This window comes from Pseudomonas sp. A39 (genome assembly GCF_058145955.1).
This window is the reverse complement of record NZ_JBYVMD010000067.1, coordinates 1-22,983: the sequence shown is the minus strand read 5'-3', so window position 1 is coordinate 22,983 and position 22,983 is coordinate 1. Positions and strand designations below refer to the sequence as shown.

At 61.7% G+C, this 22,983-nt stretch carries 23 protein-coding genes and 2 pseudogenes; 10 read left to right on the top strand and 15 right to left on the bottom strand.

Annotated features, from left to right (window positions below; all coding sequences use genetic code 11):
* Positions 1–561: 561 nt before the first annotated feature.
* Positions 562–1,311: a TerC family protein gene (locus AC3ZU9_RS29190; protein WP_012723382.1), complete on the bottom strand. Its 750-nt coding sequence runs from the start codon at positions 1,309–1,311 to the stop codon at positions 562–564.
* A gap of 28 nt (positions 1,312–1,339) precedes the next feature.
* Complete coding sequence (locus tag AC3ZU9_RS29185; RefSeq protein WP_012723381.1) at positions 1,340–1,591, bottom strand: hypothetical protein; 252 nt, start codon at positions 1,589–1,591, stop codon at positions 1,340–1,342.
* A 134-nt stretch (positions 1,592–1,725) separates the two neighbouring features.
* Here AC3ZU9_RS29185 and nhaR point away from each other — a divergent pair, with 134 nt between their 5' ends.
* Positions 1,726–2,628, top strand: coding sequence for a transcriptional activator NhaR (gene nhaR / locus AC3ZU9_RS29180; protein ID WP_012723380.1), 903 nt, complete (start codon positions 1,726–1,728; stop codon positions 2,626–2,628).
* Positions 2,629–2,756: 128 nt separating this feature from the next.
* On the opposite strand, the gene AC3ZU9_RS29175 is transcribed toward nhaR, so the two are convergent.
* Positions 2,757–3,911 (bottom strand): MFS transporter, encoded by a 1,155-nt coding sequence (locus AC3ZU9_RS29175; RefSeq protein ID WP_012723379.1) that lies wholly within the window; start codon positions 3,909–3,911, stop codon positions 2,757–2,759.
* A gap of 228 nt (positions 3,912–4,139) precedes the next feature.
* Between AC3ZU9_RS29175 and sstT the strand changes: the two genes are divergently transcribed.
* Complete coding sequence (gene sstT / locus AC3ZU9_RS29170; protein ID WP_046036838.1) at positions 4,140–5,360, top strand: serine/threonine transporter SstT; 1,221 nt, start codon at positions 4,140–4,142, stop codon at positions 5,358–5,360.
* A 69-nt stretch (positions 5,361–5,429) separates the two neighbouring features.
* Here sstT and AC3ZU9_RS29165 read toward each other — a convergent pair whose 3' ends face one another.
* Entirely contained in the window at positions 5,430–5,939 is a 510-nt protein-coding gene (locus tag AC3ZU9_RS29165) for a DUF1993 domain-containing protein (RefSeq protein ID WP_010211342.1), read from the bottom strand.
* A 116-nt stretch (positions 5,940–6,055) separates the two neighbouring features.
* Between AC3ZU9_RS29165 and AC3ZU9_RS29160 the strand changes: the two genes are divergently transcribed.
* Positions 6,056–6,709, top strand: coding sequence for a YceH family protein (locus tag AC3ZU9_RS29160; protein ID WP_012723375.1), 654 nt, complete (start codon positions 6,056–6,058; stop codon positions 6,707–6,709).
* A 57-nt stretch (positions 6,710–6,766) separates the two neighbouring features.
* On the opposite strand, the gene AC3ZU9_RS29155 is transcribed toward AC3ZU9_RS29160, so the two are convergent.
* Entirely contained in the window at positions 6,767–7,585 is an 819-nt protein-coding gene (locus AC3ZU9_RS29155) for a shikimate 5-dehydrogenase (RefSeq protein WP_490091683.1), read from the bottom strand.
* Positions 7,586–7,741: 156 nt separating this feature from the next.
* Between AC3ZU9_RS29155 and AC3ZU9_RS29150 the strand changes: the two genes are divergently transcribed.
* The 3 genes from AC3ZU9_RS29150 to AC3ZU9_RS29140 all read left to right on the top strand — a co-directional run bounded on the left by AC3ZU9_RS29150 (position 7,742) and on the right by AC3ZU9_RS29140 (position 8,800).
* On the top strand, positions 7,742–8,095 hold the full coding sequence (locus AC3ZU9_RS29150) for a hypothetical protein (RefSeq protein ID WP_012723373.1): 354 nt from the start codon (positions 7,742–7,744) through the stop codon (positions 8,093–8,095).
* Between the two features lie 236 nt (positions 8,096–8,331).
* The gene (locus AC3ZU9_RS29145; RefSeq protein WP_010211349.1) at positions 8,332–8,526 is read left to right on the top strand and encodes a hypothetical protein; all 195 of its coding nucleotides are present in this window, start codon (positions 8,332–8,334) and stop codon (positions 8,524–8,526) included.
* 91 nt (positions 8,527–8,617) lie between these two features.
* Positions 8,618–8,800, top strand: coding sequence for a hypothetical protein (locus AC3ZU9_RS29140; protein WP_012723371.1), 183 nt, complete (start codon positions 8,618–8,620; stop codon positions 8,798–8,800).
* A 3-nt stretch (positions 8,801–8,803) separates the two neighbouring features.
* Here AC3ZU9_RS29140 and AC3ZU9_RS29135 read toward each other — a convergent pair whose 3' ends face one another.
* The 3 genes from AC3ZU9_RS29135 to AC3ZU9_RS29125 all read right to left on the bottom strand — a co-directional run bounded on the left by AC3ZU9_RS29135 (position 8,804) and on the right by AC3ZU9_RS29125 (position 11,474).
* Positions 8,804–9,871 carry an AI-2E family transporter gene (locus AC3ZU9_RS29135; protein WP_012723370.1) on the bottom strand — a complete coding sequence of 356 codons (1,068 nt, stop codon included), beginning with the start codon at positions 9,869–9,871 and terminating at the stop codon, positions 8,804–8,806.
* 104 nt (positions 9,872–9,975) lie between these two features.
* Complete coding sequence (locus AC3ZU9_RS29130) at positions 9,976–11,184, bottom strand: cytochrome c biogenesis protein DipZ (RefSeq protein ID WP_490091682.1); 1,209 nt, start codon at positions 11,182–11,184, stop codon at positions 9,976–9,978.
* A 26-nt stretch (positions 11,185–11,210) separates the two neighbouring features.
* On the bottom strand, positions 11,211–11,474 hold the full coding sequence (locus AC3ZU9_RS29125) for a DUF2790 domain-containing protein (RefSeq protein WP_490091681.1): 264 nt from the start codon (positions 11,472–11,474) through the stop codon (positions 11,211–11,213).
* A gap of 224 nt (positions 11,475–11,698) precedes the next feature.
* Here AC3ZU9_RS29125 and trhP point away from each other — a divergent pair, with 224 nt between their 5' ends.
* Complete coding sequence (trhP, locus tag AC3ZU9_RS29120) at positions 11,699–13,012, top strand: prephenate-dependent tRNA uridine(34) hydroxylase TrhP (RefSeq protein ID WP_490091680.1); 1,314 nt, start codon at positions 11,699–11,701, stop codon at positions 13,010–13,012.
* Between the two features lie 285 nt (positions 13,013–13,297).
* Here trhP and AC3ZU9_RS29115 read toward each other — a convergent pair whose 3' ends face one another.
* Positions 13,298–14,977, bottom strand: coding sequence for a methyl-accepting chemotaxis protein (locus AC3ZU9_RS29115; RefSeq protein ID WP_046036845.1), 1,680 nt, complete (start codon positions 14,975–14,977; stop codon positions 13,298–13,300).
* A 130-nt stretch (positions 14,978–15,107) separates the two neighbouring features.
* Entirely contained in the window at positions 15,108–16,427 is a 1,320-nt protein-coding gene (locus tag AC3ZU9_RS29110) for a Na+/H+ antiporter family protein (RefSeq protein ID WP_490091684.1), read from the bottom strand.
* A gap of 229 nt (positions 16,428–16,656) precedes the next feature.
* Here AC3ZU9_RS29110 and AC3ZU9_RS29105 point away from each other — a divergent pair.
* Positions 16,657–17,946 (top strand): annotated as a pseudogene (locus AC3ZU9_RS29105) (methyl-accepting chemotaxis protein); the annotation flags it as partial.
* Between the two features lie 102 nt (positions 17,947–18,048).
* The gene (locus AC3ZU9_RS29100) at positions 18,049–18,804 is read left to right on the top strand and encodes a methyl-accepting chemotaxis protein (protein ID WP_375232532.1); all 756 of its coding nucleotides are present in this window, start codon (positions 18,049–18,051) and stop codon (positions 18,802–18,804) included.
* A 67-nt stretch (positions 18,805–18,871) separates the two neighbouring features.
* Here the strand turns inward: AC3ZU9_RS29100 and AC3ZU9_RS29095 are convergent, their stop codons facing one another.
* The 4 genes from AC3ZU9_RS29095 to AC3ZU9_RS29080 are packed head-to-tail and all read right to left on the bottom strand — an operon-like array spanning position 18,872 to position 21,511.
* The gene (locus AC3ZU9_RS29095) at positions 18,872–20,233 is read right to left on the bottom strand and encodes a sensor histidine kinase (RefSeq protein ID WP_102061012.1); all 1,362 of its coding nucleotides are present in this window, start codon (positions 20,231–20,233) and stop codon (positions 18,872–18,874) included.
* Entirely contained in the window at positions 20,230–20,898 is a 669-nt protein-coding gene (locus AC3ZU9_RS29090; protein WP_012723362.1) for a response regulator transcription factor, read from the bottom strand. The genes AC3ZU9_RS29095 and AC3ZU9_RS29090 overlap by 4 nt, the downstream gene beginning before the upstream one ends.
* Entirely contained in the window at positions 20,898–21,209 is a 312-nt protein-coding gene (locus AC3ZU9_RS29085; protein ID WP_012723361.1) for a PepSY domain-containing protein, read from the bottom strand. Before AC3ZU9_RS29085 ends, AC3ZU9_RS29090 begins: the two co-directional genes overlap by 1 nt.
* Positions 21,209–21,511, bottom strand: coding sequence for a PepSY domain-containing protein (locus tag AC3ZU9_RS29080; protein ID WP_012723360.1), 303 nt, complete (start codon positions 21,509–21,511; stop codon positions 21,209–21,211). The genes AC3ZU9_RS29085 and AC3ZU9_RS29080 overlap by 1 nt, the downstream gene beginning before the upstream one ends.
* A gap of 158 nt (positions 21,512–21,669) precedes the next feature.
* Here AC3ZU9_RS29080 and AC3ZU9_RS29075 point away from each other — a divergent pair, with 158 nt between their 5' ends.
* The gene (locus AC3ZU9_RS29075; RefSeq protein WP_046036849.1) at positions 21,670–22,749 is read left to right on the top strand and encodes a hypothetical protein; all 1,080 of its coding nucleotides are present in this window, start codon (positions 21,670–21,672) and stop codon (positions 22,747–22,749) included.
* A gap of 51 nt (positions 22,750–22,800) precedes the next feature.
* Here AC3ZU9_RS29075 and AC3ZU9_RS29070 read toward each other — a convergent pair.
* A pseudogene (locus AC3ZU9_RS29070) lies at positions 22,801–22,983 on the bottom strand (hypothetical protein); the annotation flags it as partial.

Here is a 22,983-nt window from a genome sequence, read left to right as displayed (position 1 = left end):
CGGCCTGACCGACGACCGCCATCTAACGGTTAGACCGCGATCCAAATGTGGGAGGGGGCTTGCCCCCGATAGCGGTGTGTCAGTCAATTCATCAGGTGACTGATTCAGCACCATCGGGGCATAGGTATCTACACCACTCTAGGTACGGCGCTGGACCTGTGGCGAGGGAGCTTGCTCCCGCTGGCGGCCTGGCAGCTCACCTGGATGTTGGATCAGACCAGGTACATATCCGTTATGTAGGTAACGGCCACTATGGGTTCCGCTTTTACAGCGGCTCACTTTTGAAAAGCGCAAAAGTAAGCAAAACGCGCTTGCCCCAACACTCGGCACCTCGCTCACGCTCGGTGTGCCCGTAATCCGACAGGTATTTGGGGGGCCGCCGCCACGCGCCATCCATGGCGCGGGGCGGCTAAACCGGCATCCCTGCCGGTTTACCCCCCAAATCCCTGTCGAATTCCGGCCAGCGTGTTTGACGGGGCGCCTGAGATCAAAAGCTAGATCACGATCAAGAGCGGCTCGCTTCGCATCGTGGTTAGCGTAGCGAGCCGTCTGTTTCTGCTGTTACTGCCGGGCGGCGAGCAAGCGTTTGTGGCGGTTGCGGCGGGCGATGTTCAAGCATTCGATCGCTGCGGAGAACGCCATGGCCGCGTACACATAGCCTTTAGGCACATGGGCACCGAAGCCTTCGGCGATCAGGGTCATGCCGATCATAATCAGGAAGCCCAGGGCAAGCATCACGACGGTCGGGTTGTCGTTGATGAACTTGGCCAACGGCTCAGCCGCCACCAGCATCACGATCACCGAGGTCACTACGGCAATGATCATGATCGGCAAGTGCTCGGTCATGCCCACGGCGGTGATGATGCTGTCGATGGAGAACACCAGGTCGAGCAGCAGGATCTGCCCGATGGCGGCGGCGAAGCCGATGGCGACCGTATTGCCGACGCTGGCTTTCTCTTCGGGCTCCGGGTCCATGCTGTGATGGATCTCGGTGGTCGCCTTCCACACCAGGAACAAGCCACCGGCGATCAGGATCATGTCTTTCCACGAGAAGCCCTGGCCGAACACTTCGAACACCGGCGTGGTCAGTTGCACGATGAACGCGATGGTGCTCAACAGGCCCAGGCGCAATATCAACGCCATGCTGATACCAATACGGCGCGCCTTGGCCCGATGCTTCTCCGGCAATTTATTGGTGAGGATCGAGATAAAGATCAGGTTATCGATGCCCAGCACGATTTCCATGACGATCAAGGTGGCCAGGGCAATCCAGGCAGTGGGGCTGGCAGCCAGTTGTAAAAGGTAATCCATAGGTCAGTCCTGACGTTGTACGGGGAAGTTAGGCTTCTTTGCTGTTCGATTCAGACTCGTTTTCTTCCTGATCATCCTTTTTTTGTGGCGTGATCAGGCCGTTTGTCGCTTCACTCAACGCCTGCTCGGCGGCCTTGTGGGTGTCATCGATTGCTTGCTTGGCCGACTCGGTGGCTTTGCCCAGCACCTGCTGCGCACTTTTCTCGACCTGATCGCAACCGCTGATCACCACCAATGAAAGCGCAAGCAGCGCTGCCGTGCCCAGGGAATTGAGTTTCATGATGTCTTCCTCGTTAGAACCATTGGGTCCAAATAGTGGCCCCGCGATAGCGAGGCATTCTATGCAGGTGAACAGTTCAGGAAAATTCGTATTTTTCTCGCGTATACTTCGGTTTTTACGAAGTGATGGCCACCATGCTCAATTACCGACAACTGCACTACTTTTGGGTGGTGGCCAAGACCGGCAGCATCGTGCGCGCCTGTGAGCAACTCAACCTCACGCCCCAGACGATCAGCGGGCAGATCAGCCTGCTCGAGCAGACCTTTGGTATCGCGCTGTTTCAGCGGGTCGGGCGCCAGCTTGAACTGACCGAAGCCGGGCGCCGGGCCCTGCCCTATGCCGAGCAGATGTTCCAGACCGGCAACGAACTGGAGGCCCTGCTGCGTGCACAACCCGATGAGCAGCAGATCCTGTTCCGTGTCGGCGTGGCGGACGTGGTGCCCAAGTCCATCGTCTACCGGCTGATCGCGCCGACCATGGAATTGAGTGAGCCGATCCGTATCACCTGCCGCGAGGACAAACTCGAACGCCTGCTGGCCGACCTGGCGATCCAGCGCCTGGACCTGGTGATTTCCGACAGCCCTATGCCCACCCATCTGGACATCAAGGGCTACAGCCAGAAGTTGGGCGAATGTGGCATCAGCTTTTTCGCCACCCAGGCGCTGGCTGACGCATACGGTGGTGATTTCCCACAGTGCCTGCACGGCGCACCGCTGTTGATTCCGGGTGCGGAAACCGTCGTGCGCAGCCGTTTGCAGCGTTGGTTTGCCGAGCAGCAGATTCAACCGAAGATCATCGGCGAGTTCGATGACAGCGCGTTGATGCAGGCATTCGGTCAATCCGGCAGTGGGATCTTTATCGCCCCCAGCGTGATTGCCGATGAAGTGGTGCGCCAGTACGGCGTGGCGCTGATTGGCCAGACCGTGGCCGTGACCGAGTCGTTCTACGCGATCTCGGTGGAGCGCAAGGTCAAGCACCCTGGCATCGTGGCGATTACCGAGGGCGCTCGACGGGAGCTGTTTACCACCCTGCCCTGAGCATAATGTGGGCGTGCTGCAGTGAGTGGGGCTTGTCCCCCCGACGGGTTCACCGCCGACCCAAGGGCTGCTTCGCGGCCCAGCGCCTGGCAAGCCTGCTCACCACAACAAGCCCGCGCCCACATGAGTCAGGCACAGGTCGACATCGATTTCGCGGTCATCAGCCACAAGGCGAGCAGGATCGACACCAGGATAAACCCCGACGCGGCAAAGCCCAGGCTGCCCAGGCCGAGGGTGTCGATCACATGGCCACCGACCATCGCGCCCAGGCCGATCCCCAGGTTGGCCCCGGCGATATTCAGCGACGCGGCAAACGCCGGCGCGTGGGGCGCGGCCTTCATCAAGCGCACATGGCTGACCAGGAACATCGCCGCCTGGGTCACGCCCCACACGGCCATCGCCGCCGCCAGGCCGACGGTGGAGTGAATCGCCGGCACCAGCGCGACCATGCCGGCGATCATAAAGCCGCAGAACACCATGGACGCAATCAACGGATGGCGGTCCACCGCGCGCCCGCCCAAGGAATTGCCGATCAACCCGACTGCACCAAAGCCCATCAAGCACCAGCCCACCAACGTGCCGTCGAAACCGGCCAGGCGTTCAAGGATATCGGCCAGGTAGGTGTACGCCGTGAACATGCCACTGAACACCAGGATCGACAGCAGGATATGGCCCTGCATCAACGGATTGCGCAGGATCTTGAACTGCGAGCGCAACGTCACTTGATCGTTCTTGGGTTGGGTCACCGGCAGGTAGATAAACAGCAGCAAGGCCTTGGCCACCGCCACGATCGCAAGGATGGCAAACGCGCTGCGCCAGCCGAACATATCGGAAATCAGCGTGCCGACCGGAATGCCGAACACCGTGGCGCAGACGATACCGAAACCGATCTTTTCGATGGCGCGCCCGGCGTATTCAGGGCCGACGATGTCCACTGCGGTTTCACTGGCCAAGGCCCAGAACACCGGTAAGCCCAACGCCGGAATCAACCGCGCCAGCGCCATCACCCAGATATTCGGTGCCAGCGCCGCCACCGTATTGGCCACGCCAAACATGATCAGGATGCTGATAAACAGCCGCTTGCGTGGGAAGCGCGCGCAGTACGCCGTGAGAAACGGACCAAAGGCCGCCACGGTAAACGCGAACAACGTCACCAGCAGCCCGGCCTGGGACACACTGACGTTCAAGTCACGGGCGATGGACGGCAGCAGGCCGACGATGACGAATTCTGTGGTCAGCACGGTAAAGCCGGCGGCCGACAGCAGCAGGATGGGAAACAACATGAAAACTCCAGAAACGACGACATCAACGACAGCCCTGAGGGCTCGCTGAAGGATAGGAAAAATGAGAGGACGCAATCTTAACAGGATTTTGCGAGAGCTTGGGCTCCTGGGTGACGCGATGCCGCACCACCAAGGACTTTTCCTACAGCATGCTAGACTTCGCGATCCGCGTCCTACAGCCCTTTCTGCCTGTGCCGCTGTGCCTCCAAAAACTAGAGACAAGTGTTTATGACTGCTGCCCCTTCCCTCCTGCATCGACTCGCGCGCGTCAGCCTGGTCACGCAAATCGTCATTGGCTTGATCGCCGGCATCCTGTTGGCCTTGCTGTTGCCCGAGGCCGCCAAGGCCACCGGATTTATCGGCAAGGTCTTCGTCGCGGCGCTCAAGGCCGTGGCACCGATCCTGGTATTTGTGCTGGTGATGGCGTCGATCGCCAACCATAAGCACGGCCAGGAAACCCATATCAAGCCGATCCTGTTCCTGTACTTGCTGGGCACCTTCGCCGCGGCCGTGGTCGCGGTGATCGCGAGTATGTGGTTTCCCTCTTCGTTGGTGCTGGCGACCCATGACGCGACCGTCAGCGCGCCGGGCGGCATTGGTGAAGTGCTGCAAAGCCTGCTGCTGAGCGTGGTGGACAACCCGGTCAGCGCGCTGATGAATGCCAACTTTATCGGCATCCTAGCCTGGGCCATCGGTATGGGGGTTGCCATTCGCCATGCGGGCGAAACCACCCGCACGGTGCTCGACGACCTGTCCAACGGCGTCACGCTGATCGTGCGCGTGGTGATCCGCTTTGCGCCGCTGGGCATTTTCGGCCTGGTGGCATCGACCCTGGCCACCTCCGGTTTCGGCGCCCTGCTCGGCTACGCCCACCTGCTGCTGGTGCTGATCGGCTGCATGCTGTTCGTGGCACTGGTGATCAACCCGGCCATCGTGTTCTGGAAGCTGCGCCGCAACCCCTACCCACTGGTGCTGATGTGCCTGCGCGAAAGCGGGATCACCGCGTTCTTCACCCGCAGTTCGGCGGCGAACATCCCGGTCAACCTGGCGTTGAGCAAACGCCTGGGCTTGCATGAAGACACCTACTCGGTATCGATCCCGCTCGGCGCCACCATCAACATGGCCGGTGCGGCGATCACCATCACCGTGCTGACCCTGGCGGCCGTGCACACCTTGGGCATTGCCGTCGACCTGCCGACCGCCGTGCTGCTCAGCGTGGTCGCGGCCATCTGCGCCTGCGGCGCTTCCGGCGTGGCTGGCGGTTCGCTGCTACTGATTCCGCTGGCGTGCAGCCTGTTTGGCATCCCCAGTGAGATTGCCATGCAGGTGGTGGCTGTCGGTTTCATCATCGGCGTGCTGCAGGATTCGGCGGAAACCGCGCTAAATTCGTCGACTGACGTGTTGTTCACCGCGGCTGCTTGCCTGGGCAAGGAAGAACAACCGGCTTAAATGCCAGGCGAAAAAAAGCCCGGGGGCGTTCACTGAAGAACGACCCCGGGCTTTTTTGTGACTGGATGCTTAGAAAGCGCCCATGTAATCGCGCTTGCCCACTTCCACACCGTTATGGCGCAGCAAGGCATAAGCCGTGGTGACGTGGAAGAAGAACTGCGGCAGGCCGTAGGTCAGCAGGTAGGACTGGCCACTGAAGCGCTTCTCTTTCGGCGTGCCGGGACGGGTGATGATCTCGATGCCTTCCTTGCCGTCGATCTGCTCTGGCTTGATGGTATCGACAAACGCCAGCACCTTGGCGATCAGCGCCTGCAGGTCGGCGAAGGTAACTTCGGTGTCTTCATATTTCGGCACTTCGATCTCGGCCAGGCGTGCGGAAACGCCCTTGGCGAAGTCGACGGCGATCTGCACCTGGCGCACCAGTTGGAACATGTCCGGGAACAGGCGCGCTTGCAGCAGGGCGTTCGGCTCGATGTTCTTGGCGGTGGCGTGGGCTTCGGCCTTGGTCAACACGCCGCTCAGGGCGGTGAGCATTTGCTTGAAGACCGGGATGGAGGCGGCGTACAGGGAAATAGTCATGGCAGTCTCATGGTTATGGCACGGTTTGAACCAGCGGCGATTATAGACATGCTCGCCGCTTGTCTTTTATTTTTTCGGGATTAGGCTAAGGACCTTCACAGCATAGGGAAAGCGCGATGACCGCCGAGCACGACACCGACACGCCTGAGCCGCGCCTCAACAGCACGGAAATCCGCATCCTGGGCTGCCTGATCGAAAAACAGGCAACCAACCCGGAAACCTACCCCTTGACCCTCAACGCCCTGGTGCTGGCCTGCAACCAGAAAACCAGCCGCGAGCCGGTGATGAACCTCAGCCAGGGCCAGGTCGGCCAGAGCCTGCGTGTGCTCGAAGGCCAAGGCTTTACCCGCTTGGTCATGGGCAGCCGTGCCGACCGCTGGGAGCATCGCGTGGACAAGGCGCTGGAACTGGTGCCGGCCCAGGTGATCCTGACCGGGCTGCTGTTTTTGCGCGGGCCACAGACCGTCAATGAACTGCTGACCCGCAGCGGGCGCATGCACGACTTCGAAGATGCCGAGCAGGTGGTGCACCAGCTCGAGCGCCTGATTGCACGGGGGCTGGCGTTACTGGTGCCGCGTCAGGCGGGGCAGCGAGAAGATCGTTATACCCATGCGTTGGGGGACCCGGCGGATATCGAGGTGATTATCGCGGCACGCGGGAGTCCGGTGGAGCGCGGGGCTGGCAGTGGCGTGTCTGTGGAACGCATCGAAGAACTGGAAGCGCGGATTGCACTGCTGGAAGAGCGGCTGGCCAAATTGGAGCCGCTGTAACGCGGAAAAAATATGGGAGGGAGCCTGCCCCCTCCCACAGTTGATTTTCAGTGCTCTTTAGGTTCGGGCGAATGCCACGGCTTTTTCGAACTGCTCCTGCGTCGGTCGTACCCCGGTGTAGAGCACAAACTGCTCCAACGCCTGGATTGCTATCACTTCCAACCCAGTGATCACTCGCTTGCCCTTGGCGCGCCCGCGCACGATCAGCGGCGTTTCGGAGGGGATCGCCACGACATCGAAAAGGGTGTCGGCCGCGTCGATAGCATTCGCCTCAAATGCCAACGCTTGCGCCTCGGGCCCGCCGGTCATGCCGATGGGCGTGACGTTGATCAGCATCTGCGGGCGCAAGTCCCCCAGTTCGGCTTGCCACTCGTAACCCAAATGCTTTGCCAACGCCCGACCCGCCGCCTCGTTGCGCGCAACGATGACGCCATTGGCGTAACCACCGTCGTGCAAGGCACTGGCCACGGCCTTGGCCATGCCACCGCTGCCATGCAGGGCAAAAGTGGAGTCCTTCGGCACCGCGTGCTTTTTCAGCAACTGCTCGATGGCGATGTAGTCGGTGTTGTAGGCCTTGAGGTGCCCGTCGGTGTTGACGATGGTGTTCAGGGAATCGATGGCTTGAACCGAATCGTCGAGTTCGTCCACTAAGGCAATGGCGGCCTCCTTGAACGGCATGGACACCCCGCAGCCGCGTACGCCCAGCGCCCGGATACCACCGATCGCGCCGGGCAAATCCTGGCTGCTGAAGGCTTTATAGTAGAAGTTCAGACCCAGCTGTTCGTACAGATGGTTATGAAAACGCAGGCCGAAATTACCAGGGCGCGCCGACAGTGACATGCACAGCCGAGTGTCCTTGTTGGGGTGCATCTGCATGGGTAACTCCTTTGAGTAAGCAAATCGGTACAGACCTTACACAACCTTTACCTAGCGGCTGTGCTGTTTTTCAGAAATACGTTGTCTTAAAAGTATCCCCGCGACATTACTTGAGTCTATTGATTACAGACCACAAGCGCAGGGGCTAACCGAGGAATGACCATGATTCGTACAATCCCCAAGATCGCCTTGCTTGTTGGCGCACTCGCTATGGCAGGCCAAGCCTCCGCCCACGGTGGTGGTTGGGGTGGCCCGGCCGTATTGGGTGCTTTAGTCGGCGCCGCAGTCGTGGGCTCCGTGGTTGCCAGCCAGCCGCGTGAGGTCTATGTGCAGCAGCCGGTGTATGTGCAACCGCAGCCGGTGTATGCCGCTCCGCCGCCGGTCTATTACGCACCGCCGCCACCGGTGTATGTGCAACAACAGGTTTACTACCGTCCGGCGCCGGTTTATTACGGCCCACCGCGTGGCTACTACGGCCCTCCCCACGGCTACTACGGCCGCGGCTGGTAATCGACTGTTCTGAAACAGGCCTCGCAGGTTGCGGGGCCTTTTTTTGCCTGGATTTTGTCTGGTAAGTCTGGATTTATCGCGCCAAGGTCGTTCCGAGGACAATGCCAGGCGCGTATTCGCACATCATCGACATTGAATGTCTACTTGCCCCAACGGGCCTCGCGCTGTCATGTTTATGTCACGACGTACTTCCACTATCGATTCTGTCCACCCAATAACAACAAGGACGACTGACCATGCCCACGCAAAACCCACACCGCACCGCCGGCCTTTGTACATCCAGCAAGGTCTACAGCGCCCTCACCGAGCTCAAGCACCTGGAAGGCCACCGCAGCGCCAAGTTCCTCGCGCTGCTGGCGGAAAACCTGGTGCGCAAAGGCCTGCTCAGCGAGCAGGAAGTGGTGAACATGCTCGACCAGGTCGTGGACTGACGCCTCGCGTCGATGTCGACTATCGAGCCAGGTGATTTTTCCTCGGCCGCCCAGCCCCGTAAGGTGACCCCCATAGCAATTGGAGGTCCTTATGCCCACTGTTCAGATCATGTCCGTCATCGGCAGCGCAGTCCCCGCCCCACTTCGGGAGCTGGGTTTGCTCGCGTGCTGGTACGTAGTTCGCGATGGCGAGGCCATCAGCGGCCCGCTCACGTCCTTGTCCGCAGCCGAAAAACAGCTGCAACAAGCCTCGACCTTCAGGCTGCATGCCTGAGGTTTAAGGTAGTGGCAATTTGACTCGCGGCTTGCTTTCCACAAACAACGCCCAACTGGACATGAACAGCGCCGCCACCAGCGGCCCGATGACAAAGCCGTTCAAGCCAAACACCGACAGGCCGCCCAGGGTCGAGATGAGGATCAGGTAGTCCGGCATCTTGGTGTCCTTGCCCACCAGGATCGGGCGCAGCACGTTGTCCACCAGGCCGATCACAAACACGCCAAACAGCGCCAGCACGACGCCCTGCCAGATCGAACCGCTCAACAGGAAGTAAGCGGCCACCGGCCCCCACACAATCCCGGCGCCCACCGCCGGCAGCAACGACAGAAACGCCATCAGCACCGCCCAGAGCAACGCACTGGGGATATCCAGGAACCAGAAGATCAACCCGCCCAGCGCGCCCTGGGTCACGGCCACCAGTACGTTGCCCTTGACCGTGGCACGCACCACCCGATTGAACTTGAGTTGCAACCGGCGCTTCTGCGGCTCGGCCAACGGCACCGCCGTGCGCACCTTGCGCACCAGCTCCGGGCCATCGCGCAGCAGGAAGAACAGCAGATACAGCATAATGAAAAAGCTCACCAGGAAATCAAACGTGCCCTGGCCGAAGCTGAACGCCTGGGTCGCAAAGAACTGGCTGCCTTGCATTGCGCTCTTGACGATTTTCTCCCGCAAGCCTTCCAGGTTACCCATGCCAAAGCGGTCGAGCAGGTGCTGGAAGTACGGCGGTAGCACGTTCTTGAACTGCTCGATATACCCCGCCACGTCCAGCTTGCCGCTTTCCACATTTTTATAAAGCGTCGCGCCCTCTTGCACCAGCAAGGCACTGGTGATGATCACCGGCAGGATCGCGATGATCAGGCAGGCACTCAAGGTCGCCAGGGAGGTGAAGTTGCGGTTCCAGCCAAAGCGCTGCTGCAGGCGACGCTGCATTGGGGCAAAGATGATGCCGAGGATCACCGCCCAGAACACTGCGCCGTAGAACGGCAGCAATATCCAGATGAAGGCGATGGTCACCAGGCCCAGGAGCAACAGCAGGGTTTTGAATTGCAGGTTGGTTTGATTCATGTCCGATCCATGTCAGAAAAGCAGCAGCCCCGTGTAGGCCCCGTTGCTTAGTCCGCAGCGAAACCTGGGAGTGCCCCTGGGTTATCGAACAAGCATAGACCGCCTCACTTGAGGGCTTTAGCTTCGTCCAATAACGCCTGGATCATCTGTTCCTGAACCTCATAACGACCTTCGCCAAAGTGGGTGTAACGCAGTTGCCCGTCGGCGTCGAACAGGTAATGGGCGGGCCAGTACTGGTTGTCGAAGCTGCGCCAGATCGCGTAGTGGTTGTCGACAGCCACCGGGTAAGTGATACCCAGCTTGCGCACCTGGTCCTTGACGTTGCTGAGGATGCGCTCGTAGCCGTATTCCGGGGTGTGCACGCCGATCACCACCAAGCCCTGCTGCCCATACTTCTGCGCCCATTGCTTCACATAGGGCAGCGTGTGCTGGCAGTTGATGCAGTCGTAGGTCCAGAAATCCACCAGCACCACTTTGCCCTTCAAGGATTCGCGCGTGAGTTCGGGTGAGTTGAGCCACTCGACCGCGCCGGACAGCGACGGCATCGCGCCCTGCGCGTTAGCCGGTACCGGAACGGCCTTGACCTTGCTCACCCGGTCATCCACCCCCTTGGGAACCTGTTCCAGCACGCCTTTTTCCAAGCTACTGACGCCTTCGGACGACGTACCCGCGAGCAGGGTTTTGTCGGCCCCGGTGGACATCACCACCGCCGCCGCCAGTACCGCCACCCCTGCCCCACGGCGCAGCCAGCCGGTGACCGGAATCGAGGCCCTGAGCCGGTTGACCAGGCCGCGTCCCGCAACAATCAAGGTGCCCAGCGACAACGCGCTGCCCAAACCATATGCCACCAGCAACACGCTGGTCTGCGCATTCGCGCCTTGCAGCATCGCACCGGTCAGGATGACGCCCAGGATCGGTCCGGCACACGGCGCCCACAGCAAGCCGGTGGCGATGCCGATCAACAGCGATTTGAGCGCGCCGGACTGTGCACGGTGGTCGGGGTCAATGCGGTTGCCCAACAGCACGAACGGCCGCGCCAACCAGTCGCCAACCCGCGCCGAGATCAACGACAGCGCAAACAGCACCATCACCATCAGCGCCCCTTGGCGGCCGGTATTACTGGCCTGTGCCACCCACTCACTGCTGGTCACCGCCAGGCTGGACACCAGCGCGAAGGTCAGGACCATGCCGCCAAGCGTCAGCAGGATCGAACGGCGGGTTCGGCCAACCCCGACGAACAGAAACGGCACCACCGGCAGGATACAAGGGCTGAGGACGGTCAGGATGCCGCCCAGGAATGCGATCAGTAGCATGATGTTCACCTTATGGCCGCAAGCAATCAGTTATCGCCGATGCAACCGTCACCGAACTTGAGGTAGTCCAGCACCTGGGTCGTGTCGTGGGAGTCCAGGTAGGTCATGCGCGCATTGACCACGCCGCAGGCTGGCGTGGGATCCTGAGTCATGGACACTACCTGCTTGATGTCCAAGTGAGTGCTGTAGTCGTAGGTGTGCGCAGTGACGCTGGCTTCGGCGCGGGCCGACAAGGTGCAGACATTCAGGGCAGCAAACAGGCAGGCGGCGTAAATGGATTTGGTGTTCATGGCGTTAGGCTCCAGGGTTCGATGACAAGAGGCGGTGTGCCTCGCTGGAATCCATTAGAAGGCCCGCAGGTATCGCGCCTGTGTCGAAAACCCGTGCGTGTAAATCCCCACGTATCCACGCCGCCCGTCGATACACAGCGATACAAAAAGCTCAAAGGACGACCTGGATCAATAAACCGCCGCTGCCGCTCGGCTACCTTCGCGACCTTTTGCGACCCGTGCCCATGCCCCCCATCCTCGCCCCCGAACTGCTCGCCCCCGCCGGCACCCTGAAGAATATGCGCTACGCCTTCGCCTATGGCGCCGATGCGGTGTACGCCGGCCAGCCGCGCTACAGCCTGCGGGTACGCAACAACGAGTTCGACCACGCCAACCTGGCCCTCGGCATCCAGGAAGCCCACGCCCTGGGCAAGCGTTTCTACGTGGTGGTCAACATCGCACCCCACAACGCCAAGTTGAAGACCTTCCTCAAGGACCTGGCCCCGGTGATCGCCATGGGCCCGGATGCACTGATCATGTCCGATCCGGGGCTGATCATGCTGGTGCGCCGGCACTTCCCGCAGATGCCTATCCACTTGTCGGTGCAGGCCAATACGGTCAACTGGGCGAGCGTGGAGTTCTGGCAGCAGCAAGGGATCTGCCGGGTGATCCTGTCGCGGGAATTGTCCCTGGAAGAAATCGACGAGATTCGCCAGCAAGTACCGGCCATGGAGCTGGAAGTGTTTGTACACGGCGCCCTGTGCATGGCTTATTCCGGGCGCTGCCTGCTCTCGGGCTATATGAACAAGCGCGATGCCAACCAGGGCACCTGCACCAACGCCTGTCGCTGGAAGTACCAGGCGACCCCGGCGGTGGAAAATACCACGGGCGATATCGTCCAGGAATGTCAGCCCACGCTGGGCATAGGCGCGCCCACCGACCACGTCTTCCTGCTGCAAGAAGCCAACCGCCCCGATGAACAGATGCCCGCCTTCGAAGACGAGCACGGCACCTACATCATGAACGCCAAGGACCTGCGCGCCGTGCAGCATGTGGAGCGCCTGACCCACATGGGCGTGCATTCGCTGAAGATCGAGGGCCGCACCAAATCGCACTTCTACTGTGCGCGCACCACCCAGGTGTATCGCCAGGCGATCGACGATGCCGTAGCCGGTCGCGCTTTCGACCGCAACCTGATGACCGACCTCGAATCCCTGGCCCAGCGCGGCTACACCGAAGGCTTCCTGCGCCGCCATGTGCACGACGAATACCAGAACTACCAGAACGGCAGTTCGGTGTCGGAGCGCCAGCAATTCGTCGGGGAGCTGACCGGCGAGCGTCGGGGCGAGTTGGCCGAGGTCAAGGTGAAGAACCGTTTTGCCGTGGGCAATCATCTGGAATTGATGACGCCCGCCGGGAACTTTCACTTTGACCTGGCCACCTTGCACAACATCAAGGGCGAGGCCATCGACGTGGCGCCGGGGGATGGGCACACGGTGTATGTGCCGCTTCCGGCCGAGATGGACGTGCGCTTTGGTTTGCTGATGCGCGACGTCTAACGGGTCGCCACGCAGAACCGGTGGATCGCCGCGCAGGCTTGGCGCAACGAACCCTCATCCAAGGCGTAGGCGATCCGCAGGTACGGCGCCAGGCAGTTGCAGGAAATCCAGTGCATCGGAAACCGTGTGGGTATCGAGTTCAGCCAGGCGTTGAAGCGGGTCGGTAAGGTCGGCAAGTGACATGAGATGAGCCCCTGTTGTGGTAAGGGCTCACGTCTCACTGAGGGGCGGTGATAGGTATATTCGTATTAACGTTAGGCCAACATACGCTGAAGCTATGGCTGATCAGATCCTGAACTGGCCGACCAGTTGCCCCAAACGCTGACCCAGATCCGCCAGGCTGCGGGAGGTCTGGGCACCCAGTTGGGTCTCATCGGCGACGCTGTCCACCGCCACGGCGATCTGATGCACGCTGCGATTGATCTCTTCGGCCACGGCGGTCTGCTCTTCGGCGGCGCTGGCGATCTGCGCGTTCATCGAATTGATGGTGCCGATCAACTGCGCCATGGTGTCCAGGGACGCCCCGGCTTCGTTGGCCTTGGCCGAGGTGCCGTCGCCAGCATCGCTGGAGCGGCGCATGGCGTCCACAGCGGCTTCGGTGCCTTTTTGCAGGCGGTCGATCATGCCCTGGATTTCCTGGGTGCTGGTCTGCGTGCGGCTGGCCAGCGCGCGCACTTCATCCGCCACCACCGCAAAACCACGCCCGGCCTCCCCTGCCCGTGCGGCCTCGATCGCGGCGTTGAGCGCCAGCAGGTTGGTCTGTTCAGCGATAGAGCGGATCACGCTGAGCACACTGACGATGGAGGACACGTCCTGCTGCAAGCTGTCGAGGGACACGCCGCTACTGCGGATGTCGTTCACCAGCGCATGGATCTGCGCGATGCTGCCGTCTACCACGCGCTTGGCGGCCTGGCCTTCGGCATCGGTTTGCTGGGCGGCCACCGAAGCGCCCTGGGCACTGCGCGCCACTTCTTGCGCGGCGGACGACATCTGGTTGATCGCGGTGGCGACCTGGTCGGTCTCGTGGCGCTGGCGCTCCATGGCCTGCTCGGAGCGCTGGGCCTGGTCGGAAACCTGGCTGACCAGGCCGGTGAGTTGGGTGGTCATCTCGGTGATCTGGCGCACCAGGCCATGGATCTTGTCGACAAAACGGTTGAACGCGCCCGCCAGATCGCCCAGCTCATCCTGGCTGGTGATGGCCAAGCGGCGGGTCAGGTCGCCCTCCCCGGCGGCGATATCGTCGAGGTTGGCTTTCATCAGGTGCAGCGGGCGCAGGATGGTATTGGCCATGACCATACCGACGGCCGCGATCACCAACAGCACCACCACGGCCACGCCGAGAATGCTCAGCAGCACGCCTTCCATGCGTTTCTCAACCTTGGCTTCGACCACGGCGACCTGGGCCTCGATGCCATCCAGGTTCACCGACGTACCAATGACCATGTCCCATTTGGGCAGGTATTCGGTGTAGCCCATCTTCGGCACCAGTTCGGTCTGCCCCGGCTGGGTCGAGCTGTATTGCAGGTAGTGGGTGCCGTCCTTACCCACCTTGACCAGGTCGCGGTTGACGTACACGCCATTGGGGTCGCGGTTGTCCTTGAAGCTCTTGCCGACGCCGTCGGGGCTGTTGCCCTTGAACAGGCGGATGGTCTCGGAGTCGTAGCCGAAGAAGTAGCCATCTTTGCCGTAGCGGGTGTTGGACAGCAGCTTGACCACCTCGGCACGCGCGGCGGTATCACCGGGGGCGGCCGCGTCGTAGAGCGGTTTGATGGTGGTCATGGCCACTTCGACATAACTTTGCAGAGTGGCCTTGGCATCGTTGAGCAGGCGCTGGCGGGTTTCCTCCACCTCGTTGCGCGCCTGACCCTGCAGGATCCAGACGGTGGTCAGGCTGATGACCACGGCGAACAGCAACACCGGCACTACGGCGAGTGAAAGGACTTTGGCCTTGAGGCTCAGACGCATGGCTTTTCTCTCTTATTAGGCGACTTGAAAAGCTATCGGCCGCACAAGAGATATCTGTAGTGAGCGGGCTTGCCCCGCGCTGGGGGGCGGTGCGACGATTCGACAAGCCCGCTCACTACAAGTCAGAGGGTCAGAGGGTCATTGCGGCCAGCCAGCCGAACGCCAGCAATGGGAGGTTGTAGTGCAGGAACGTCGGCACCACGGTGTCCCAGATGTGGTGGTGCTGGCCGTCGATGTTCAGGCCGGAGGTGGGGCCGAGGGTGGAGTCCGAGGCCGGTGAGCCAGCGTCGCCCAAGGCACCCGCCGTGCCGACGATGCACACGATGGCCACCGGGCTGAAGCCCAGTTGCACACACAGCGGCACAAAAATCGCCGCCAGGATCGGCACCGTGGAAAACGACGAACCGATGCCCATGGTCACCAGCAAACCCACCAGCAACATCAGCAGCGCGCCCACCCCACGGCTATGGCCGATGAACGCCGCCGAGGTTTCCACCAGCGAACGCACGTCACCGGTGGCCTTGAGCACTTCGGCGAAGCCCGACGAGGCAATCATGATGAAGCCGATCATCGCCATCATCTTCATGCCTTCGGTGAACAGGTCGTCGGTGTCGCGCCAGCGCACGATGCCCGACACCGAGAAGATCAAAAACCCGGCCAGGGAGCCGATGATCATCGAGTCCAGCCACAGTTGGATGATAAACGCCGAGGCAATCGCCACGCCGGCCACCAGCAGGGTCAGTGGGTTGTATTGCACCGCGACCTGTTCGACCCGCTCGATTTTCTCCAGGTCGTACACGCGCTTTTTGCGGTAGCTGACAAACACCGCCACCAGCAGGCCAACCACCATGCCCAGCGCCGGCAGGCTCATGGCGTGAGTGACGTTGACTTGGCTGATATCCACCCCGCTCTTGGCCACGTTGGCCAGCAGTATCTGGTTGAGGAAGATATTGCCGAAACCCACCGGCAGAAACATGTAGGGCGTGATCAGGCCGAAGGTCATCACACAGGCGATCAGGCGGCGGTCCAGTTGCAGCTTGGTCAGCACGTAGAGCAGCGGCGGCACTAACAGCGGGATGAACGCGATATGGATCGGCAGGATGTTCTGCGAGGCAATCGCCACCACCCACAGCAGGCCAATCAACAGCCATTTGACGTGACTGCCGCCGGTGGCTTCCTGGCGGTCGACCAGCAGCAGCGCCTTGTCGGCCAGGGCGTGGGCCAGGCCGGATTTGGCAATCGCTACGGCGAAAGCGCCGAGCAAGGCGTAGGACAACGCCACAGTTGCACCACCGCCCAAGCCGCCATTGAAGGCTTTGAGCGTGGCGTCGATACCCAGCCCACCGGTAAGGCCACCGACCAGGGCACCGACGATGATGGCGATGACCACATGCACGCGGGACAGGCTGAGCACCAGCATGGTGCCGACCGCGGCAATGACTGCGTTAATCATGGTTACCTCAAGCAGAAACATAAAAAACAGGCATGCCCGCGCCCAGGCAGCCATCGGATGGCAGCCAGCGTGCAGGCTTGAAGGAGGTCTTATTAGAGGGCGCGCACTTTGCAGCAGGTGGGCCCGCATGTCAAAAAACCTGTGGTGAGGATGACTGTTTTAATAAAGAAACCTCTGAAACCGCCGATACAGAGCCTCTGTTTGTATTTTAGGTTAAGGATTTCCGATGTCGCTTAGGCAGCTCTCTATTCAATGGAAAATCACCCTGCTCGCCGGCCTGTGCCTGCTGGGGATCGTGACCCTGCTGGTGGGTCTTTCGTTGTATCGCATGGCGCAGAGCTCTCAGCAGGTCAAAGCCTCCAGCATGCAGATGCTGGATGAAGCCGCCCAGGCGCGCATCGAGGCGCAGGGTGAAGTGCAAGCGTTGGGCATTCGTCGCCAATTCATGGACGCCTACCAATACGGCCACGGTTTTTCCCGCCAGGTGCTGTTTTTGCGTGAACAGGCTGAAAAGCGCTTCCTCGACGCCTTCGACACCCGTGAAGACCTGACCCGCCAAGTCAAGGCCGCCCTGCAGGCCAACCCGGACTTGCTCGGTTTATCCCTGGTGTTCGAAGCCAACGCCCTGGACGGCAAGGATGAGTTATTCGCCGGCCAGGCCGAACTGGGCAGTAATGACAAGGGCCGCTTCGCCCTGTACTGGTCGCAACCGACGCCGGGCAAGCTGACCTCGATGGCGTTGCCGGAAAGCGACATGTCCAATACCCAGCTCAGCCCCAGCGGCGAGAAGGCCAACGCCTGGTTCACCTGCCCGCGTACGACCCTCAAACCCTGCGTGATCGAGCCCTACTTCTACAAGATCGATGGGCAAAACGTGCTGATGACCAGCATCGTCTTCCCGCTGATGGTCAATGGCAACGTCATCGCTTCGTTGTCGGTGGACATCAACCTCAACAGCCTGCAGGCCGTGAGCCAACAGGCCAGCCAGAAGTTGTATGACGGTCAGACCCAAGTCAGCATCCTCAGCCCCACCGGCTTGCTCGCCGGCTACAGTCCGGACGCGAGCAAACTCAGCCAGCGCCTGGACCAGGTCGACACCACCAACGGTGCGCAGTTGATCAGCGCCCTGGCCGGCAGTACACAGATCCGCAGCCTGCGCAGCGACCATCAGCTCAAGGTACTGGCACCGTTTGCGCCGATTCCGGAGGGCAAACCGTGGGGCGTGTTGCTGGACGTGCCAGAGAACGTCCTGGTGGCCCCCGCCGAAGCGCTGAAAGCCCAACTGGATGCCGACAATGCCAAGGGCACCCTGCTGGAACTGAGCCTGGGCCTGATTGCAGCCGTGGTCGGCCTGATCCTGGTGTGGCTGATGGCGCGCAGTGTGACCCGGCCGATCCTCGGCGTGGCACACATGCTCGAAGACATCGCCAGCGGCGAAGGCGACCTGACTCGCCGCCTGGCCTACGACAAACAGGATGAGCTGGGCCAACTGGCCGGCTGGTTCAACCGTTTCCTCGACAAGCTGCAACCGATCATCGCCGAGGTGAAACGCTCGGTGCAGGACGCTCGCGGCACTGCCGACCAGTCCGCCGCCATTGCCACGCAAACCAGCGCTGGCATGGAACAGCAGTACCGCCAGGTCGATCAGGTGGCCACCGCCTCCCACGAAATGAGCGCCACCGCCCAGGACGTGGCGCGCAGCGCGGCGCAGGCGGCGCAAGCGGCCCGCGATGCCGACCAGGCGACCCGCGACGGCCTGACCGTGATCGACCGCACCACCGCCAACATCGGCCACCTGGCGGCGGACATGAGCACCGCCATGGCCCAAGTCGAAGGCCTGGCCGCCAATAGCGAGAAGATTGGTTCGGTGCTGGAAGTGATTCGCGGCATCGCCGAGCAGACCAACCTGCTGGCCCTCAACGCCGCCATCGAAGCCGCCCGCGCCGGTGAGGCCGGCCGGGGCTTTGCAGTGGTGGCCGACGAAGTGCGCAACTTGGCGCAACGCACCCAGGAATCGGTGGAAGAAACCCGTCTGGTGATCGAGCAGTTGCAAAGCGGCACCGTCGATGTCGTCGGCGCCATGGGTAACAGCTATCGCCAGGCCCAGGGCAGCGTCGAACAAGTCGGCGAGGCCGTGACTGCCCTGCGTCAGATTGGCGATGCGGTCACAGTGATCAGCGACATGAACCTGCAAATCGCCAGCGCCGCCGAAGAACAAAGCGCGGTGGCCGAGGAGATCAACAGCAACGTGGCGACCATTCGCGATGTGACCGAGTCGCTGTCGGAGCAGGCGAATGAGTCGGCCAGGGTGAGCCAGGCGTTGAACAGCCTGGCGAATCAACAACAGGGGTTAATGGACCAGTTCCGCGTCTGAGCGACTGCACGCCACCTGACCTGACGCAGATAACAGTGGGAGGGGGCTTGCTCCCGACAGCGATGAATCAGTCGATAGAGGCGTTGGCTGACACACCGACATCGGGAGCAAGCCCCCTCCCACGGGGTAATTCGATCAGCACTTTCAGCCCACCCAACTCACTTTCGTGCAACTGCAACACCCCGCCCCACACCTCGACAATGTCCCGCACGATCCCCAACCCAAGGCCGTGGCCGTCTATCTGTTCATCCAGGCGCGCGCCACGGCTGAACACCTGGTCACGCTGCGCTTCGGGGATGCCGGGACCGTCATCTTCCACCGCCAACCGGTAGCTGTGCTCAGTCTCGATGATGCTCAGGCGCACATCGGCGTCCGCCCATTTGCAGGCGTTGTCCAACAGATTGCCGAGCAGTTCCAACAGATCTTCACGGTCCCAGGGCAACTGCAGGCCGGGCGCAGCGTGGTAGCTGAGGTCCAGGTGCTCGCCGTGGATCATGGTCAGGGTGGCGAGCAGGCCAGGCAGTTCTTTATCGCAATCGAACAACGCACCGGGCAGGGTTTCACCCGCCAGGCGGGCGCGGTTGAGTTCACGGTTGAGGCGTTGTTGCACCTGCTCCAACTGGTCACGCAACAGTTTGCTCACCTCAGGACGATCTTTGAGCGCCTCGCTCGATGCCGCACTCAACAGCACTGCCAACGGGGTTTTGAGCGCGTGGCCAAGGTTGCCGAGGGCATTGCGCGAGCGCTTGAGGCTGTCTTCGGTGTGGGCCAGCAAGTGGTTAATCTGCGCCACCAACGGCTCCAGCTCCAGCGGTACCTGGGTGTCGAGCTGCGAACGTTGGCCCTGCTGCAGTTGGGCGATCTGGTTGCGGGCGGTTTCCAGCGGGCGCAATGCGCGGCGTACGGTGACCCGCTGCAGGACCAACACCAGCAGCAGCGCCGCTAACCCCAGCACCAGGCCGATCTGACGCATCAGGCGGAAGCTTTCACGCACCGGGGTGTAGTCCTGGGCCACGCTGATGGAAATCGACTGGCCGAAGCGTTTGTAGTCCGAACGCAACACCAGCAATTGCTGGCCTTCCGGGCCCAGTTGCAGATTGCCCTTGAGCCCGATCTCGGGCAGGCGCGGCAGTTCCTGGTCCCATAAGGAGCGGGAGCGCCAGTGGGTCTCGGCAAAATCGATGCGGAAGTAGTGCCCGGAAAACGGCCGCTGATAGGCCGGCGACAGGCGTTGTTCATCCAGCTGCACGCCGTTGGGTCCGCGCACCAGAGCCACCAGCAGGTTTTCGGCATCGTTGCGCAGACCGGCTTCCAGGTAGCGCTGCAAACCGGCTTCGAACAACCACAGGCTGGTCTGCGCCAGCACCACGCCGACGATCACCATCACACTGATAAGGCCAAGGCTCAGGCGCCGCTGGATCGACCTCATGCAGGGTTGGCGCCAAACCGGTAACCCTGGCCGCGCCGGGTCTCGATCACGCTGCGGCCCAGCTTGCGGCGCAGGTGATTGACGTGCACTTCCAGCACATTGGAATCCCGCTCGGTCTCGCCATCGTACAGGTGCTCGGCCAGGTGGCTTTTCGACAGGATCTGTTCGGGGTGCAGCATGAAATAGCGCAACAGGCGGAATTCGGCGGCGGTCAGCTGGATCTCGGCGCCATCGCGCAACACGCACTGGCGGCCTTCATCCAAGTGCAGGCCGGCGGCTTGCAACGTGGGCTGGTTAGTTTGGCCATGGGAACGGCGCAACAACGCCTGGATACGCAGGTATAACTCTTCAGGGTGAAAGGGTTTGGCCAGGTAATCGTCCGCGCCGGCCTTGAGCCCTTCGATGCGCTCGGCCCAGGAATCGCGGGCGGTGAGAATCAGCACCGGGATTGCCAACGCGGCGGCACGCCACTGTGCCAGCACCTCGAGTCCAGGCAGGCCGGGCAGGCCAAGGTCGAGAATGATCAGGTCGTAGGGCTCGCTTCGCCCCTGGTAAACGGCATCGCGCCCGTCGGCCAGCCAATCGACGGCATAGCCCTGGCGCTGGAGGCCAGCCAACAGTTCATCGGCCAAGGGTACGTTGTCTTCCACCAGCAGCAGGCGCATCAGTCTTCCTCGTCTTTGATCAGCACACCGGTGCTCGCGTCCAGCTTGATCTCGCGCACCACACCGTCGGTGGTCACCAGTTCCACTTCATAGGCATATTGCCCGTGTTTCTTTTCCAGCTCGGCTTCCAGCAGGCGTGAGCCGGGATAGCGCGCCATGGCCTGATGCAACAGCTGTTCGAGCGGCAGGATTATTCCCTGCTGGCGCAGTGCCAAGGCTTCATCCTGATTGAGGTCGCGGGCCGCCAAGCTGGAGCAAAATGCCATGAGCACCAGCGCCACGCGACTGCCGGCGCGTAAATTTACCTTCATTACGTATCCTGATGATTCTTGAGAACCTGCCCGGTGAGCGCGTCCAATTCAACATCCCATTCGATGCCGTGGGCATCTTCCAATTCGACCTCGTAGACGTACTTGCCATAGGCCTCGTCCAGGTCGGTATCCAGCAGTGTTGAACCGGGGTGCAGGGCCAGGGCCGCCGCTTCCAGTTGGTCAAAGGCGACAATAGTAACAGTGGCCGGCACTTTCAGTGGCTTGTCGGGGTCCACGGCTCGGGCCTGGGTCGCCGTGAGAGCGATGATACCGGCGGCAACCAGAGCGGTGAGGCGCTTCATGATAAGTCTCCGTTACAGGATGTTTTCCTACGCCAGCCACCGTACGCGCTGCAACTTAACTGAAACTGAATTGCCACCATGGCAATTCCAGCCCGGGCCTTTTTCCCTCATCCTGCGAGATTTTCTATACTGCCCCGCTCGCTTCAACAGAGACCGGTATGACAGCCATCCACATCAAGTTTCCCGCCCTGACCCTCAAGGCCGGCAAACGCGCCTTTGCCCGGATTCGCGAGCAAGGCCTCAAGCCTGCCGATGTCGGCATCCTGCCCGGCGCGGCCGGTGGCCCCAAGGCGCTGGGTATCCAGGGCCTGGACCTGGCGCTGTTCGGCGACTGGCTGCCCCGCGCACCACGCGAGCGGGCGCTGATCGGCGCGTCCATCGGTTCCTGGCGGTTTGCCAGCGCCTGCCTGCCCGACCCGGTGCAAGGCCTGCTGGACCTTGGCCGCTTATATAACGAACAGCGCTTTGCCAAAGGCGTGACCATGGCCGAAGTCAGCCACAGCTGCCGGCGCATGCTCGACGACCTGCTGGCCGGCCGCGATGCACGGGTGCTGGACAACCCGGACTACCGCCTCAACATCATGGTGGTCAAGAGCCATGGCCTGCTTGCCGATGACCACCGTGGGCGCCTCGGGCTGGGCCTGTCCTCAGTAATCGCCGACAACCTGCGCGGCCGCGCGCGGCTGTCGCGGCACTTCGAACGGCTGATCATCCACGACCCGCGCCAGGCCCCGCCCGTGCACCCGCTAAAGGATTTCCCCTCGCGCTTCCTGGCCCTGGAACTGGGCAACCTGCGCCAGGCACTGCTGGCGTCGGGCTCAATCCCGATGGTCATGCAAGGCGTGCGCGACCTGCCCGGCGCAGGCGCCGGCACCTACCGCGACGGCGGCCTGTTGGACTACCACCTCGACCTGCCCTACCACGGCGATGACATCGTGCTGTACCCGCACTTCACCGACCGGGTCATCCCCGGCTGGTTCGACAAGGGCCTGCCGTGGCGGCGCAGCAACCCACAGGGCCTGCAGGACGTGTTACTGCTGGCGCCATCCAAGGACTACCTCGCCCGTCTGCCCCACGGCAAACTCCCGGACCGCAGCGACTTCAAGCGCTTCATGGGCGACGACCCAAGCCGCAACAAATACTGGCAGACAGCGATGAGCGAAAGCCGGCGGCTAGGGGATGAGTTTCTGGCATTGGCGGATAACGGTGCATTGGGCGAGAGACTACAAGTCTTGTAGACGGCGGCTTACCAGCGATAACCAACGTTATCGACACAACTGTGCAGCCCCTCAACCACTAACCACGATGCGAAGCGAGCCGCTCTTGATCGTGATCTTGATCTCGCTTTTGATCTCAGGCGCCCCGTCAAACACGCTGGCCGGAATTCGACAGGGATTTGGGGGGTAAACCGGCAGGGATGCCGGTTTAGCCGCCCCGCGCCATGGATGGCGCGTGGCGGCGGCCCCCCAAAT

Coding starts and splice junctions, on each gene's coding strand:
- sstT (WP_046036838.1), top strand. CDS start 4,140: ATGACTGCTGCCCCTTCCCTCCTGCATCGACTCGCGCGCGTCAGCCTG.
- trhP (WP_490091680.1), top strand. CDS start 11,699: ATGCCCCCCATCCTCGCCCCCGAACTGCTCGCCCCCGCCGGCACCCTG.
- AC3ZU9_RS29190 (WP_012723382.1), bottom strand. CDS start 1,311: ATGGATTACCTTTTACAACTGGCTGCCAGCCCCACTGCCTGGATTGCC.
- AC3ZU9_RS29175 (WP_012723379.1), bottom strand. CDS start 3,911: ATGTTGTTTCCCATCCTGCTGCTGTCGGCCGCCGGCTTTACCGTGCTG.
- AC3ZU9_RS29075 (WP_046036849.1), top strand. CDS start 21,670: ATGACAGCCATCCACATCAAGTTTCCCGCCCTGACCCTCAAGGCCGGC.
- AC3ZU9_RS29115 (WP_046036845.1), bottom strand. CDS start 14,977: ATGCGTCTGAGCCTCAAGGCCAAAGTCCTTTCACTCGCCGTAGTGCCG.
- AC3ZU9_RS29140 (WP_012723371.1), top strand. CDS start 8,618: ATGCCCACTGTTCAGATCATGTCCGTCATCGGCAGCGCAGTCCCCGCC.
- AC3ZU9_RS29130 (WP_490091682.1), bottom strand. CDS start 11,184: ATGCTACTGATCGCATTCCTGGGCGGCATCCTGACCGTCCTCAGCCCT.
- AC3ZU9_RS29135 (WP_012723370.1), bottom strand. CDS start 9,871: ATGAATCAAACCAACCTGCAATTCAAAACCCTGCTGTTGCTCCTGGGC.
- AC3ZU9_RS29100 (WP_375232532.1), top strand. CDS start 18,049: ATGGAACAGCAGTACCGCCAGGTCGATCAGGTGGCCACCGCCTCCCAC.
- nhaR (WP_012723380.1), top strand. CDS start 1,726: ATGCTCAATTACCGACAACTGCACTACTTTTGGGTGGTGGCCAAGACC.
- AC3ZU9_RS29085 (WP_012723361.1), bottom strand. CDS start 21,209: ATGAAGGTAAATTTACGCGCCGGCAGTCGCGTGGCGCTGGTGCTCATG.
- AC3ZU9_RS29150 (WP_012723373.1), top strand. CDS start 7,742: ATGACCATGATTCGTACAATCCCCAAGATCGCCTTGCTTGTTGGCGCA.
- AC3ZU9_RS29090 (WP_012723362.1), bottom strand. CDS start 20,898: ATGCGCCTGCTGCTGGTGGAAGACAACGTACCCTTGGCCGATGAACTG.
- AC3ZU9_RS29095 (WP_102061012.1), bottom strand. CDS start 20,233: ATGAGGTCGATCCAGCGGCGCCTGAGCCTTGGCCTTATCAGTGTGATG.
- AC3ZU9_RS29155 (WP_490091683.1), bottom strand. CDS start 7,585: ATGCAGATGCACCCCAACAAGGACACTCGGCTGTGCATGTCACTGTCG.
- AC3ZU9_RS29160 (WP_012723375.1), top strand. CDS start 6,056: ATGACCGCCGAGCACGACACCGACACGCCTGAGCCGCGCCTCAACAGC.
- AC3ZU9_RS29185 (WP_012723381.1), bottom strand. CDS start 1,591: ATGAAACTCAATTCCCTGGGCACGGCAGCGCTGCTTGCGCTTTCATTG.
- AC3ZU9_RS29080 (WP_012723360.1), bottom strand. CDS start 21,511: ATGAAGCGCCTCACCGCTCTGGTTGCCGCCGGTATCATCGCTCTCACG.
- AC3ZU9_RS29165 (WP_010211342.1), bottom strand. CDS start 5,939: ATGACTATTTCCCTGTACGCCGCCTCCATCCCGGTCTTCAAGCAAATG.
- AC3ZU9_RS29145 (WP_010211349.1), top strand. CDS start 8,332: ATGCCCACGCAAAACCCACACCGCACCGCCGGCCTTTGTACATCCAGC.
- AC3ZU9_RS29125 (WP_490091681.1), bottom strand. CDS start 11,474: ATGAACACCAAATCCATTTACGCCGCCTGCCTGTTTGCTGCCCTGAAT.